General features: G+C 65.2%; 13 protein-coding genes. 12 read left to right on the top strand and 1 reads right to left on the bottom strand.

What is annotated here, in order from left to right:
• The first annotated feature begins 455 nt into the window (after positions 1 to 455).
• Positions 456 to 2,375 (top strand): EAL domain-containing protein, encoded by a 1,920-nt coding sequence (locus tag HB860_RS17220; RefSeq protein ID WP_247627409.1) that lies wholly within the window; start codon positions 456 to 458, stop codon positions 2,373 to 2,375.
• Between the two features lie 36 nt (positions 2,376 to 2,411).
• Here the strand turns inward: HB860_RS17220 and HB860_RS17215 are convergent, their stop codons facing one another.
• Positions 2,412 to 3,359, bottom strand: a complete 948-nt coding sequence (locus tag HB860_RS17215) for a 1-aminocyclopropane-1-carboxylate deaminase/D-cysteine desulfhydrase (protein ID WP_247627408.1) — start codon at positions 3,357 to 3,359, stop codon at positions 2,412 to 2,414.
• 69 nt (positions 3,360 to 3,428) lie between these two features.
• Here HB860_RS17215 and HB860_RS17210 point away from each other — a divergent pair, with 69 nt between their 5' ends.
• The 11 genes from HB860_RS17210 to HB860_RS17160 all read left to right on the top strand — a co-directional run bounded on the left by HB860_RS17210 (position 3,429) and on the right by HB860_RS17160 (position 14,304).
• On the top strand, positions 3,429 to 4,292 hold the full coding sequence (locus HB860_RS17210) for an MSHA biogenesis protein MshI (RefSeq protein ID WP_247627407.1): 864 nt from the start codon (positions 3,429 to 3,431) through the stop codon (positions 4,290 to 4,292).
• 109 nt (positions 4,293 to 4,401) lie between these two features.
• On the top strand, positions 4,402 to 4,995 hold the full coding sequence (locus HB860_RS17205) for a PilN domain-containing protein (RefSeq protein WP_247627406.1): 594 nt from the start codon (positions 4,402 to 4,404) through the stop codon (positions 4,993 to 4,995).
• On the top strand, positions 4,995 to 5,642 hold the full coding sequence (pilO, locus tag HB860_RS17200) for a type 4a pilus biogenesis protein PilO (protein ID WP_247627451.1): 648 nt from the start codon (positions 4,995 to 4,997) through the stop codon (positions 5,640 to 5,642). The genes HB860_RS17205 and pilO overlap by 1 nt, the downstream gene beginning before the upstream one ends.
• Positions 5,635 to 5,949, top strand: coding sequence for a SctD/MshK family protein (locus tag HB860_RS17195; protein WP_202047770.1), 315 nt, complete (start codon positions 5,635 to 5,637; stop codon positions 5,947 to 5,949). Before pilO ends, HB860_RS17195 begins: the two co-directional genes overlap by 8 nt.
• A 70-nt stretch (positions 5,950 to 6,019) precedes the next feature.
• Positions 6,020 to 7,696, top strand: a complete 1,677-nt coding sequence (mshL, locus tag HB860_RS17190) for a pilus (MSHA type) biogenesis protein MshL (RefSeq protein ID WP_247627405.1) — start codon at positions 6,020 to 6,022, stop codon at positions 7,694 to 7,696.
• Between the two features lie 77 nt (positions 7,697 to 7,773).
• On the top strand, positions 7,774 to 8,664 hold the full coding sequence (locus HB860_RS17185; protein WP_247627404.1) for an ExeA family protein: 891 nt from the start codon (positions 7,774 to 7,776) through the stop codon (positions 8,662 to 8,664).
• Positions 8,661 to 9,824: a tetratricopeptide repeat protein gene (locus HB860_RS17180; protein WP_247627403.1), complete on the top strand. Its 1,164-nt coding sequence runs from the start codon at positions 8,661 to 8,663 to the stop codon at positions 9,822 to 9,824. The genes HB860_RS17185 and HB860_RS17180 overlap by 4 nt, the downstream gene beginning before the upstream one ends.
• 122 nt (positions 9,825 to 9,946) lie before the next feature.
• Positions 9,947 to 11,656 (top strand): MSHA fimbrial ATPase MshE, encoded by a 1,710-nt coding sequence (mshE, locus tag HB860_RS17175; protein ID WP_043129471.1) that lies wholly within the window; start codon positions 9,947 to 9,949, stop codon positions 11,654 to 11,656.
• Between the two features lie 3 nt (positions 11,657 to 11,659).
• Positions 11,660 to 12,880 (top strand): type II secretion system F family protein, encoded by a 1,221-nt coding sequence (locus HB860_RS17170; protein WP_247627402.1) that lies wholly within the window; start codon positions 11,660 to 11,662, stop codon positions 12,878 to 12,880.
• A gap of 226 nt (positions 12,881 to 13,106) precedes the next feature.
• Complete coding sequence (locus tag HB860_RS17165; RefSeq protein WP_247627401.1) at positions 13,107 to 13,568, top strand: hypothetical protein; 462 nt, start codon at positions 13,107 to 13,109, stop codon at positions 13,566 to 13,568.
• Between the two features lie 76 nt (positions 13,569 to 13,644).
• A complete protein-coding gene (locus HB860_RS17160) occupies positions 13,645 to 14,304 on the top strand; it encodes a prepilin-type N-terminal cleavage/methylation domain-containing protein (RefSeq protein WP_247627400.1) in 660 nt (219 codons plus the stop codon).
• The last annotated feature ends 18 nt before the right edge of the window (positions 14,305 to 14,322 follow it).

The following is a 14,322-nucleotide window of genomic DNA, read 5'->3' as shown; positions in this document are numbered from 1 at the left end:
TTAGCTGCATCGATTTGAGTCGTATCGGTCACACTTGGAACAACATTCATAATGCATTGATAAACAACAATATGACAAAACGAGTGGTGAAGATTCAATCGCTGACCTGTCATAAATGACAATTGTCCAGCTTATCTGAAATGGCTAGAGTAGCGGTGCGGTTTGACTCACCGTGTGTTCAATACTCCTGTATCTATTTTTGTCAGTAGCACAGAGTGTTAGTTTTGATATGAGTGTTTCTTTTGGTCCCCGCAGTGGGACCATTTTTATGTCCGCTGCCCAGCCGGCTGCCCGATTTTCTCCTCCCCCCGAGTCTCTTCCTTCACCAGCGGTCACCCCCGGGCATGAGCGGCCCTGACGCTTATTTGCAGAAGCGGGATCTGCAACCATAGGCGGGGTTTGGCCAAGGCTGATACCATGGGGCCTTATGGATGCTGTCGGCTACGGAAAGGCACATGAAACTGACCACTCAACTCGTCTCCTTTATTACGCTGTGCGTGATCGCGGCCATGGCCGTGGTGATGCTCGGCGGGGTCTTCAGTTTCCGCCAGATGGGGATGGAGCTGCAGCAAAACCGGGTCGACTCCCTGGTGGAGATCATCGACAAGCAACTGGGGGTGACCGACGATCAGCAGGCCCTTGCCCGCTGGCTGCCCTCCCTGCTGCGGGCCTCCCACGTGGTCGAGCTGGAGATCCGCCAGGATAGCCAGCGGGTCTACTGGTTTCGCGATGTGCAGCAGCAGACGGACGAGAGTCTGCTGATCCCCTACAGCAAGGCCATTCCCAATCAGGCCGGCATGCAAGCCGAGTTCAAGCTGGACAGGCCCTTCAAGGAGTTCGAGTACTCCATGCAGGCCATGTTCGGCATCTCCCTCGGGGTCTTCATCGTGGTGTTCGGCCTCTGGTACTCCATCCGCTGGTTGCGCCAGCAGTTGCGTGGTGCCGAGCTGCTGGCGGAGCGGGCCCAGCTGATCCTGGATGGCAAGCTCACCAAGCTGGCCCATGATCCCGCCGACGAGTGGCCCCTCTCCGCCAGCCAGGCCCTCACCCATCTGCTGGCCGAACTGGCCGATGCCCGCAAGGAGCGCAGCCGGTTCGACAACTTCATCCGCAGCAACGCCTTCGTCGACAAGACGACCGGCATAGGCAACCGCCTCTTCTTCGACAACCGGCTGGAAAACGCCATCATGGAGGCGAGCGTGATCAGCGGCGGTGTCCTGCTGATCGAGCTGGCCGGCCTGGAGGAGCTGGATCCCGAGCTGAGCGGACGCCCGAGCCAGGATCTGCTGATGGAGGCGAGCGCCTCCATCGGTACCTTCGTGCGCAAGCACAGCGGTGCCCTGCAGGCCCGCTACGCCGGCCAGGTCTTTGCCGTGCTGCTGCCCAACATGTCCGAGAGCGAGATGGTGGACGGCGCCAGCCAGCTGCTCAAGAGCCTGCAACGGCTGCACTGGCCCGAGTCGGTCAATCTGGACACGGCCGTTTACCTGGGGGCCGTCTGCTACCAGGCAGAGGACTCCCTGCTCAAGGTGCAGGAAGAGGCCGAGCTGGCCCTCAAGAGCGCGCGCCTGCAGGGCCACAGCGGCTGGTTCCTCTACGAGAAGTCCCTGGACGAGGAGGCGAGCAACAAGGGGACGGTGCGCTGGCGCACCCTGATCAACCGCCGCATCGAGGAGCAGGGGATCTCCTTCTATCTGCAGCCGGTGCAGCAGGAGCGGGATCAGGTGGTGCTGCAACAGGAGCTGCTGATCCGCCTCCATGACGAGCAGGGGCGGGAGCTGCAGGCGGGGGTCTTCATGCCCATGGCGGAGAAGGCCGGCCTGCTGCTGCCCCTGGACCGGCTGGTGGTCACCCAGACCCTGCGCCTGCTGCGCCAGCGACCGGAGTCGAGCTGCCCCGTCAGCCTCTCCCTCAGCGCCCAGAATCTGCTCAACCGGGAGTTCCAGCGGGAGCTCTTCTTCGAGCTGTTCCAGCGGCCGCGCAGCATCAACGAGGGGTTGATCCTGCAACTGTCCGAATCCCAGGTGACCCGTCACTACGAGGCGCTCAAGCGGCCTCTGCGGGCACTGCGCATGCTGGGGTGCCGACTGGCCATAGATCACGCCGGCCAGGATGTGGTGAGCACCCAGTACATCAAGGAGTTCGAGATCCACTTCCTCAAGCTGCACCCCAGCCTGGTGCGGGAGATCCACCTGCGTCAGGTCAACCAGATGGCGGTGCGCAGCCTGGTGGGGGGGTGTGCCAATACCCAGACCCGGGTGATCGCGGTGGGGGTGGAGAGCGGCGACGAGTGGAAGATGCTGCGCCACCTCGGGGTGCACGCGGGCCAGGGGCCCTGGTTCGCCGAACCAGAGCGGCTGGTGATGCCCATATGACGGAGCCCGTCCCAAGGGCGAGTGAATGATCCTGGCTTACAGCCTGCCCTGCTCCCTGAGTCCCGCCAGCCCCTGCAGGCCGCCGGTGTGGATGAAGACCACCTGGCTGCCGCGGGGGATCCGGCCCGCGGCCAGCTCCCGAAACAGTCCCCACATCGCCTTGCCACTGTAGATGGGCTCAAGCGGCAGGCCTGTGTGGGCACTGAAGGCCTGCACCCATTGCCAGAGGGCCGGGCTGAATTTGGCGTAACCACCGCCGTGGTGATCCAGGGCTATCCGCCAGTTGCCGGTCGTGGCCGCCGCCGGGTTGAGCCGGCACACCTCATCGTGGAGGAAGGCGCCCCCCTTGAGCACGGCGATGGCGAGGATCTGCTCCCTTTCCCGCTTGCCCGCGATGAGCCCCGCCAGGGTGCCGCCGCTGGCGCAGGGCAGTACCCAGAGATCCGGCGAGAAGGGCACCTCGGCCACCAGCTCGGCCACCCCCGGGATGGCGAGCGGGCTGCTGCCCCCTTCCGGCACTATCAGGGTGTCCGGTGCCTCGAACTGGGCCAGCCAGTCCGGATCCTGGCGCCGCCGATAGCTCTGGCGGTCGACGAAAACGAGATCCATGCCCCAGCCTCTGGCCGCACTCAGGGTTGCGTTGCTGACGGTGTCGGCTTCACCGCGTATGATGCCCGTGGTGCGCAGCCCGGACCTGAGTCCGGCCGCCGCCAGGGCGTGGATGTGATTGGAGTAGGCCCCCCCAAACGACAGCAGGTGGGTCTTGCCCTGCTCCTGCGCCTGTTGCAGATGGTACTTGAGCTTGCGCCACTTGTTGCCGGAGAGGGTCGGGTGGATCAGATCATCCCGCTTGCACCAGAGCCGCACGCCCTGGGCATCCAGCAGGGGGTGGTGAACGGGGTGCAGGGGCGAGGGGATCCGAGCGGGGGCCAGGATGGCGTCCCCGGAGGACGCCAGGGTGGAGGTCAATGCATCGTTTGTCATAAATATGGAGGCTAATAGCCTGTTTATGTTAAGGTTTAGTCCGTTTCATGCAGCCAGGTCCAGGTCTAGATGAAGTCACTTTTCCGACGTTCGCCCCCCAGCCATCAGGTGGGACTCCTGCTGGCCAGCGATCGCATCCTGCTGGCTTGTGTGGAACCCGTCCCCATCTTTACCAGCCGCGCCATCAATGGCCCCCACGACTGGCCCAAGGCCATGGGGGAGCTGTTTGCCCAGCATGGACTGGCCAAGTCTAAGGTGCGGGTGGCCCTGGCCGCCAGCCTTTATCAGCAGATCCAGATCGACAAGCCCGCCGTGCCCGATGCCGAGATGGCGGGGGCCCTGCCCTGGGCCATCAAGGATTTCGTCAACGAACCCGTGTTGCAGCTCGCCATGGACTATGTTGATCTGCCGACCCCCCCTGCGGGTCGACCACGAATCAACGTGATCTGCGTTCCCAAGAGCCGGGTGCAGCAGCTGGCGGACGCGGTCAACGGCGTGGCGACCCTGGAGGCCATCGTCAGCGACGAGCTGGCCATGACGGCCCTCTACGAGGCGGATCAGACGGTGCGCATGCTGCTCTGGCAGCCCAGGGGGCAGGAGTTGCAACTGCTGGTCTTTTATCGGGGAGGCCTCTGCTTCTCGCGCCCGCTGCGCGGGTTTGTCAGCCTCACCGGTGCCCATGAGCCCGATCAGGGGATGCTCGACGGGCTGGCGCTGGAGATCCAGCGCTCCCTCGACTACCTGGCGGGCCAGCTCAAGCTGCCGGAGCCGGGCCAGATGCAGCTCGCCATCGGCTCCCCCTTCATCGGCACCCTGGTGCGCCACCTGGAGCAGGCGTTCGGCTTCCCAGTGTCCGCCATGGCCAACAAGGCGGTGCTCGCTGGCGTCGAATACCTCTGCGCCTATGGTGCGGCCCTGGGAGGCGAACGATGAGCCGGGTTGCGGACGTCATCCTTCACACCGCCATGGGCAACAAGACCCAGTGGCTCGCCGGTGTCGAATACCTCTGTGCCTATGGTGCAGCCCTGGGCGGGAGCGAAGGATGAAACACCATATCAACCTCTATGGCGCCGAATTCAGGCCAAGGCGCCTGTGGGCCAGCCTCAATCAGATGGCCCTGGTCTGGGGCGGCTGCCTGCTGCTGCTGGTTGCGGCCACCTTTTTCTATGGCTGGCAACAGCGGGGGGTCGACCGCGAGCTGGCCCAGGTGCGTGCGCTGCTCGATGTGCAGCGCGGCGAGGCAACAAGGCTCGATGCCGCCCTGGCGCGCCATCAGGCAGACGGTCAGCTGCAACAGCAGCTGGTCGACAAGCGCGAGGAGCTGGCTGCCAAGCAGGCGCTGATGCGCCAGCTCGGCAGCCTCTCCCTGCAAAAATCCCAGGGCTACGCCGGCGTGATGGCGGATCTGGCCCGTCTGCGGGATGCCCGCCTCTCCCTGCAACGGATCGAGATAAGTGACGGGCGCATCAACCTCTCCGGGGTGGCCGAGCGCAGTCAGGATGTACCCGCCTGGGTGAACCGCTTCAAGCAGACTCCGTCCCTGGCGGGCAAGCAGTTTGGCGAGCTGACCCTGAGTCGGGACAAGGCAGGCCAGCTGGCCTTCCAGCTCAGCGGCATAGCACGGGAGACCCCATGATGGAGATGACGGCACAGTGGCGGGCCTGGGCACAGAGTGTGGCCGCCCTCAGCCTGCGGGAGCGGGTCTTGATCCTGCTGACGGGCATTATCTTGCTGGGGGCAGCCGGGATCTACGGCTGGCTGGATGCCGCCGACACCCGCCTGAGCCAGGAGCGGCAGGCGCTGACGGCGGCGCAGCGGGATCTGGAGATCCTGACCCTGGAGAACCAGGGCAAGCAGGCCCGGCTGGGGCGGGATCCCAACGCCCAGGTGCGCCAGCAGCTGGCTGACGTGGAGGCGTCCCTCGGTCGGCTGGACGCCGAGCTCAAGGCCCAGACGGTGGATCTGATCCCGGCCCACGAGATGCCGGCCGTGCTGGAAGCCCTGTTGTCTCGCTCCGCCAACCTGCATATGCTGGCGCTCACCTCCCTCAAGCCCGAGCCGCTGATGGCCGGCGAGCAGAAGGCCAACCTGTTCAAGCACGGGATCCGGCTCCAGCTGGAGGGGGGCTATTTCGATGTCTACCAGTACCTGAAGGCGCTGGAGGCACTGCCCCGCCACTTCTACTGGAAAGGGTTCGACTACAGGGTGGTCGAGCATCCCAAGGCGGCGGTGGAGATGGAGATCTACACCCTGAGCACCAGCAAGGAGTTCATTCGTGGCTAAGTGGCTGACATTGTTGTGCTGCCTGCTGGGCCCGCTGGCCCAGGCGGAGGTGTTGCAGGATCCGACCGCCCCCCTGGCCGGCAGCGGCGCGGCGGCGAGCCCGAGCAAGGGCGCCGGTCTGCCCAGGTTGCAGAGCGTCATCCTGGGCAACGGACCGGCGCTGGCGGTGCTCGACGGTCAGAGCTATCGGGTGGGCCAGCGGATCGACGGTTTCCTGCTGGTGGGCATCAGCGCCGATGCCGTGGTACTGGAGAAGGCGGGCAAGCGTCAGACACTGACCCTGTTTGGCAGCAAGATCCGGATGTGAAGTCGGTTCCGCGCGGGATGCCGCGGGCCAGGTTTGTCGAGTTTCATTGCGAGTCAGGTGCACCAATAACATGAAAAAACACCATTTCTGTCTGCTTCCCCTCGCATTGGCGGTGGCGGCTTGTACCAGCTATCAGCACCCCGAACCGGTGCAGGCCAAGGACGCCCTCAAGCAGGCCATGAAGGAGCAGACCCCGACCGCGCCGCTGACCACTTTGCCTCCCTCGGTGCAGAGCGAACTGCTGCAGCTCAATCGTCCCCAGCAACCCCTGGCGGTTCCGGAGAAACGGCTGCGCATCGCGGCCCATGACGTCGATGCGGTGGAGTTCTTCGGTTCCCTGTTCAAGGGCTCCCGCTACAGCGTGGCCGTCCATCCCGGGGTGGCCGGTGCCATCTCGGTGGAATTGAAAGACGTGACCCTGCAGGAGGCGCTGGCCACGGTCGGCGACATGTACGGCTTCGACGTGCAGCGCAAGGGCAACGTGTTTCACGTCTATCCGGCGGGTCTGCGCACCGAGACCATCCCGGTCAACTACCTGATGATGGCCCGTCGCGGCCTCTCCCGCACCTCGGTCAGCACCGGCGGGGTGACGGCCAACGACAACAACAATAACGGCAACAACAACTTCGACAGCAGCGGCAACAATAACAACGGCAACAACAACCTCGGCTCCTCCAACGGGGACAACGGCAACAGCAACAGCAACGGCACCCGGATCGAGACGGACAGCAACAACGACTACTGGACCGATCTGCGGGACGCCCTGCAGACCCTGATCGGCACCGGCGAGGGGCGGGCCGTCATCACCAGTCCCCAGGCGGGCCTGGTCACCGTACGTGCCTATCCGAAGGAGCTGAAAGCGGTGCGCGAGTTCCTGGATCAGTCCGGCGAACACCTCAAGCGCCAGGTGGTGCTGGAGGCGCGGATCCTGGAGGTCTCCCTCAACGAGGGCTACGAGCAGGGGGTGGACTGGAGCGGTCTCTCCGCCAGCTGGGACGGCAACAAGGGCATCACGGGGGGCGGCTCCCTGCTCGACAGCCCCATCGCCTCGACCCCCAACCAGATCTTCAGGGCCCTGGGGGGCGGCGCCGGTTTCACCATCTCCGATGGCAACTTCAACGTGGCGGTCAGCCTGCTCAAGACCCAGGGGGACGTGAACACCCTCTCGAGCCCGCGCGTCACCGCCACCAACAACCAGAAGGCGGTGATCAAGGTGGGGACGGACGAATACTTCGTCACCAACGCCTCGACCACCACCACCACCTCGGGCAACTCGGCGCCCATCGTCACGCCGAACGTGGAGCTGACCCCCTTCTTCTCCGGCATCGCTCTGGACGTGACCCCGCAGATCGATGAGCAGGGCAAGGTGCTGCTGCACATCCACCCCTCCGTCATCGACACCGAGGAGCAGAGCAAGACCATCAACGTCGGCACGGCGGATCCCCTGGTGCTGCCGCTCGCCAAGAGCGCCATTCGAGAATCTGATACCGTGGTGCAGGCCAACAACGGCGACATCATCGTCATCGGCGGCCTGATGAAGACCGACAAGCAGGAGATCGTCAGCAAGGTGCCGCTGCTGGGGGATATTCCCTGGGTCGGCGAAGCCTTTACCAACCGCCGGGAGAGCACCAAGAAGGTAGAGCTGGTGATCCTGCTCAAGCCGACAGTGGTGGAAAAAGACACCTGGCAGAAGGAGCTGCAACGCTCCTCCGAGCTGCTGGACAAATGGTATCCGCCCAAGGGCTAAGCCATGATGCTGAATTGGTCTATTCCCGGTGTTTCCCTGCCGCGAGCCTTTGAGCTCTGCCTGGGGGGGGCGTCCTTATGTACCTGAGCCATTTCGGTTTGCAGGAGGCCCCCTTTGGCCTGACCCCGAACACCGGCTTCTACTACGGCCTGCCTCCCCACGAGGAGGCCATGCAGGTGCTGAACTGGGCGCTGGCACAGGGAGAGGGCTTCATCAAGGTGACCGGCGAGGTGGGCACTGGCAAGACACTGCTCTGCCGCAAGCTGCTGAGCGAGCTCGGCTCCGAGGCGTGCCCGGTACGCCTGGCCTGGCTGCCCAATCCCCACCTCACGCCGGGGGAACTGCGCACCGCCCTGGCCCTGGAGCTGGGACTGGCGGTGCAGGGGGAGAGCGAGCTGGATCTCACGGATCGCATCCATCGCCACCTCATCGCCCTGCACCAGCAGGGGAGCCGGGTGGTGGTGCTGATCGACGAGGCGCAGGCCCTGCCGGACGAGACCCTGGAGGCCATCCGCCTGTTCGGTAATCTGGAGACGGAGTCCAGCAAGCTGCTGCAAATCGTGCTGTTCGGCCAACCCGAGCTGGATGTCCGGCTGGCCAGGCCCCACCTGCGCCAGCTTCGCCAGCGCATCGGCTTCTCCTACTGCCTGCGCCCCCTGCGGTGCGATGAAACCCGAGCCTATCTGGAGCACAGGCTGCACGTCTCTGGCTATCGCGGGGCGACGCTGTTTGGCGGCCTGGCCCTGCGCCTGCTGTGGCGGGCATCCCGCGGCATTCCGCGGCTCATCAACGTGTTGGCCCAGAAGTGCCTGATGCTGGCCTACGGCCGCGGGACGCGCCGGATCGACAGCGCCCTGGTGCGCCTCGCCATTCGCGATACCGATGACGCCCGTGGTGGCTCATTCGTGCGCTGGTGGCCCCTGTTGCTGCTGCTGGGCGCAGCCCTGGCCTATGGAGTCTGGTCATGAGCGTGATCAATCAGATGCTCAAAGATCTGGAGCAGCGCCAGTCAGGATCCGATGGCGCCGCCGTCTATGTGGCGCCGGCGCGTCAGCAGGGGTGGTGGATGCTGGTGCTGACCCTGCTGTGCACCCTGGCGCTGGCCATCCTCGGCTGGCGCACCTGGATCTACTGGCAGCAGAGCCAGCGCACGGCGCAGCCGACGGTTCAGTTGACTACCTCGCTCGCCCCGGTGAGCGAGCCGTCGCTGCCTGCCTCCTCTGCCACCGAGGTGGTCGCCGTTGCCCCCGAACCCAGTGGGGCTGCCGCCTCCGGGGTGGTTGGGGTGGATGGTGCCATAGCGGCGAGGGCTGGCGACACCGCCGACCTGGAGACGGGATCCTCGGCGAGCGGGGAGGTCGCCGACGAGGCCCCGGCGTCACAGGCCCTGGCCGAGATGCCGCCGGAGGATGAGGTCACGCCGAGCGATGAAGAGTTGCAGCCGGATCTCTATGCCGAGCTGGCCGCAGAGCAGGAGGCTGCCCCTCAGGAGGTGACCGCCCCGCCCCGCAAACCCGGCGTGCTGAAGATAGAGACGGTGGATCTCTCCGAGCCCGAGCTGGCGGCCCTGGCCGAGCGCAAGGCGACCACCGCCATGGCCAAGGGCCAGATGCGGGAGGCCCAGGACAACTATTACCAGGTGCTGCTCCATGATCCGCACAATCAGGGGGCGCGCGAACAGCTCGCTGGCCTGCTCTACGGCGAGGGACGGCTGACCGAGGCCAGCCAGGTGCTGGAGGAGGGGCTGAGGCTGGATCCCGCGCAGGCCGATCTGCGGCTGCTGCTGGCCCGGGTGGCCATCAGCGGCGGCGATCGCCAGAAGGCGCTGGACTGGCTCACCGGTTATCAGCCGGACCTGGCCGCCAATCTGGACTATTACGCCACCTGGGCGGGGCTCGCCCAGGAGCTGGGTCAGCCAGCCCAGGCGTCCGAGCTCTACGTCAAGTTGTTGCGCCAGCAGCCGGATCAGGGGCGCTGGTGGCTGGGGCTGGGGGTGGCCGAGGATGGTCAGGGCCACCGCCAGCGGGCGCTGGACGCCTATGGCAATGCCCAGCTGCACGGGGATCTGGGCGAGGCATCGACCCGCTGGCTGGAACAGCGGATTGCCCAGCTGACGTCCTCACCCTGACCCTCTCCCAGGGGGGGCGACCGGGGCCGAGTCGGGCTCCCGGGATGAGGGGCACGTAATCGGACGCGGTGGCGGTTCATCACTGTCATCGGCGTAATCAGAATCAGGAATTCGGAGTAGCAATGGCACAACCCAGACTGAAAATGCGCCTCGGCGACCTGTTGGTACAGGAGCAGATCATCTCGGATGATCAGTTGCAGCTCGCCCTGCAGCAGCAGCGTCAGACCGGGCGCAAGCTGGGGACCACCCTCATCGATCTCGGCTTCATCAGCGAGGTGCAGTTGCTGCAGTTCCTCGCCCGCCAGCTGGACGTGCCCTTCTTCGATCTCAACAACCTCACCATAGACGCCTCGGCCGTGACCCTGTTGCCCGAGGTGCAGGCCCGTCGCTACCGTGCGCTGGCGGTCAACCTCAGCGACGACAAGGTGACCGTGGCCATGTCTGATCCCGCCGACCTGAGCGCCCTGGATGCCATCGCCGCCCTGCTCAGCCCGCGGGAACTGGTGCTGGCGGTGGCGCGGGAAGGCCAGTTGCTGGAGTATTTCGACCGCCTCTATCGCCGCACCCGGGAGATAGAGAGCTTCGCCGAACAGCTGCACGAAGAGTATCAGGACGCCGGTTTCGAGCTGGGATCCAGCAATCTCGGGGCCGGTGACGAGGGGGAGGCGACCGTGGCCAAGCTGCTGCGCTCCCTGTTCGAGGACGCGGTGCAGGTGGGGGCCTCCGACATCCACATAGAGCCGGACGAGAAGGTGCTGCGCATTCGCCAGCGCATCGACGGCGTGCTGCATGAAAACATACTGAGCGAGGTGCGCATCGCCCAGGCGCTGGTGCTGCGCCTCAAGCTGGTGGCCGGGCTCGACATCTCCGAGAAGCGGCTGCCCCAGGATGGCCGTTTCGCCATGAAGGTGCGCGGCCGGGACGTGGATGTGCGTATGTCCACCATGCCGGTGCAGTACGGGGAGTCGGTGGTGATGCGACTGCTGGATCAATCCTCCGGCATACTGTCCCTGGCGGAGACCGGCATGCCGCCGGCCATCCTGAGCCGCTTCCGGCGCCAGCTCAAACGGCCCCACGGCATGATACTGGTGACGGGCCCCACCGGCAGCGGCAAGACCACGACGCTCTACGGCGCCCTCTCCGAGCTCAACCAGGCCAGCCACAAGATCATCACGGTGGAGGATCCGGTGGAATACCGGCTGCCCCGGGTCAATCAGGTGCAGGTCAACCCCAAGATAGGCCTCACCTTCTCCCAGGTGCTGCGCTCCACCCTGCGTCAGGATCCCGACATCCTGCTGGTGGGGGAGATGCGGGACAACGAGACGGTGGAGATAGGCCTGCGCGGCGCCATCACGGGCCACCTGGTGCTGACCACGCTGCACACCAACGATGCGGTGACCAGTGCGTTGCGCCTCATCGACATGGGGGCCCCCGGCTATCTGGTGGCGAGCGCCCTGCGCGCCGTGGTGGCCCAGCGCCTGGTGCGGCGGCTGTGTGAACACTGCGCCTGCGAGACGGCGCCGGACCAGGGGCAGGCCACCTGGCTCACCATGCTCTCCGGCGAGGCACCCGGCCAGCACCTCTACCGCAAGGGGCGGGGCTGCCAGAGCTGCAACTTCACCGGTTATTCGGGCCGGATCGGGGTCTACGAGCTGCTGGAGCTGGATCAACCCATGATGGATGCCCTGCGCCGCAACGATGCGGAGGGCTTCGCCCGGGCGGCGCGCGAGCACGAGCACTACCGGCCCCTGGCCCTGACGGCGCTGGACTATGCCCGGGAGGGGATCACCTCGGTGGACGAGGTGCTCAGGCTGGCCGAGGATCTGGGATAAGCCATGGGCAGCTTCAACTACAAGGGGCGTGACAGTCAGGGCCAGGCCGTCAGCGGCGTGGTGGAGGCCGCCAGCGAGCTGGCCGCCGCCGAGCAGCTGATGCGCCGCGGCGTGATGCCCACCGAGCTGAAGGCGGGCAAGGCAAAGTCCGCTGGCATCGACTGGTCGCTGCTGCTGGAGGGGAGCGTCAAGCTGGAGGAGCTGGTGGTGTTCAGCCGCCAGATGTATGCCCTGACCCGGGCGGGGATCCCCATACTGCGCGCCATCGCCGGGCTGGAGGAGAGCGCCCACGGCAAGCCCCTCAAGCGGGCACTCCATGCCCTGGGGGAGGATCTCGGCAACGGGCGGCCGCTGTCGAGCTCGATGCAGGCCCATCCCAAGGTGTTCAACAGCCTGTTCGTCGCCATCATCCACGTCGGCGAGAACACCGGCCAGCTGGAGGAGGCCTTCCTGCAGCTCGCCAACTATTTCGATCTGGAGCTGGAGACCCGCAAGCGGATCAAGACCGCCATGCGCTACCCCAGCTTCGTGATGATCGCCATCGGCATCGCCATGGTGATCCTCAATATCATGGTGATCCCGGTGTTTGCCGGCATGTTCGCCAAGTTCGGGGTGGAACTGCCGCTCGCGACCCGGATCCTGCTCGCCACCTCCCACTTCTTCGTCCACTACTGGTGGCTGCTGCTGGCCATCCTGGCGGGCATGGTGTTTGGCTGGCGCCGCTGGGTCGCCAGCCCCCGGGGCAAGCTGACCTGGCACCGCTGGCAGCTCAAACTGCCCATAGTCGGCACCATCATAGAGCGCTCCCTGCTGGCCCGCTTCGCCCGCAGCTTCTCCATGATGCTCAAGGCCGGGGTGCCGCTCAACACGGCTCTGACCCTGGTGGCCGATGCGGTGGACAACGCCTGGATGGCGGGGCAGATCCGCGACATGCGGGCGGGCATAGAGCGGGGCGAGAGCCTGCTGCGCACCGCAGGGGCCAGCGGCCTGTTCACCCCTCTGGTGATGCAGATGATCGCGGTGGGGGAAGAGACGGGCCAGGTGGACGAGCTGCTGCACGAGGCGGCCGAGTATTACGAGCGGGAGGTGGATTATGACCTCAAGAGCCTCACCGCCCGCATCGAGCCGATCCTCATCGGCATAGTGGCCGTCATGGTGCTGGTGCTGGCGCTGGGTATCTTTACGCCCATGTGGGACATGATGCGAGCGGTGCGGGGTCAATGATAGGCCTCGGCATCTTCACTCCCCTGATGGTGGGGCATGATGCGAGCGGTGCGGGGTCAATGATATGCCGCGGCATCTTCACTCCCCTGATGGTGGGACATGATGCGAGCGGTGCGGGGTCAATGATAGGCCGCGGCATCTTCACTCCCCTGATGGTGGGACATGATGAGAGCGGTGCGGGGCCAGTGATGCATGCTGTTTGTGGTAGACAAGGTGCGGGGGAGGCATGAGCAGACAGTCCGAGCAGGATGAGCGCTGGCTGGGGGGTTACAGGCGGCTGATCGCCTGCATCTTGCTGCTGGTCATCCTTGCCACCCTGGCCCTGAGCTATCGCAACCACAGGGAGGAGGCGCTGGCGGTCAGCCTGAGCCTGCTGGGGGAGCAATTTGCCGAGCGGGCCCAGCGACTGCACGGGCGCTGGTTCGATGAGCGGCGCCCCGCCGTGCTGCATGCAGAGGGGGTGGCCTGGCAGTTCGATGGGCGGGGCTGGCCGCTGGCGGTGTTGCCGCTGCAGTCCCCCTCCGCCAACTGCCGTCAGCTCTGGCTGACGCTGATCGGCCCCGAGGATCCGGGGCTGCCCTCCTGGCAGGCACTCGCCAGCCCGCATGGGGACGGTTGCGAGTTTGGTTGGGAAGGGCACTGGCTGTTCTACCGTTTCAGCGATGGCCGGGTACTGGCGAGGCCTTGAGTCGATCTCTCAAGTGCTTCAGCGACATGATTTTTTTCTATCTGCATGAAATAATGCGGACCATTACGGAGGCAGCATGGCAGCAAAGAGAGTGAGCGCCGGCCAGGGACCGGGTCAGATGGCCGGTTTTTCCCTGATCGAGCTGGTGATCGTCATCGTGATTCTGGGGATCCTGGCCGTCACCGCCTTGCCCCGTTTTCTCGACGTGACCGACGAGGCGAAGAAGGCCAGCGTGGAAGGGGTGTCCGGCGGTTTCGCCACCGGGGTCTCCCTGGTGCGGGCCCAGTGGGAAGCCGAGGGGCGTGCCAAGCAGGACAGCCTCAATACCGTGCTGTACGACGGTTCCCGTTTCTATCTGACCACGCCGACCGACAGCCAGGTCAGCAACGGCGAGCTCTCCCCCGGTTATCCCATGGACACGGCGGCGAGCGGTGCTCCCGATGTGGATCCGGCCAATCTGACGGCGGCCCGCTGTCTCAATATTTGGGAGGGCTTGTTGCAGAATCCTCCCAAGGCTACTGCCAACTTTGACGAGGTGCGCGGTAGCGGCAATGACCTGAAGTTCTATGCCACGGTGAGCAACAATGGACTGGATTCGGTCTGCCGTTACTATCTGGTCAACAGCCTGAGCAAGGGAAGTGATGGGCGCTATCAGGACCCGCAAGGGAGCACCGATGCCTACATGAGTTTCAGTTACCGCCCGGCCTCCGGCCAGGTGACTACCAATATCAATTGATAAACAGAGGAAAACGTA

Source organism: Aeromonas genomosp. paramedia (assembly GCF_023093515.1).
In the GTDB taxonomy this organism is placed as follows: domain Bacteria; phylum Pseudomonadota; class Gammaproteobacteria; order Enterobacterales; family Aeromonadaceae; genus Aeromonas.
The sequence above is the reverse complement of the archived record's forward strand: the minus strand, read 5'-3'. Positions and strand labels throughout refer to the sequence as shown.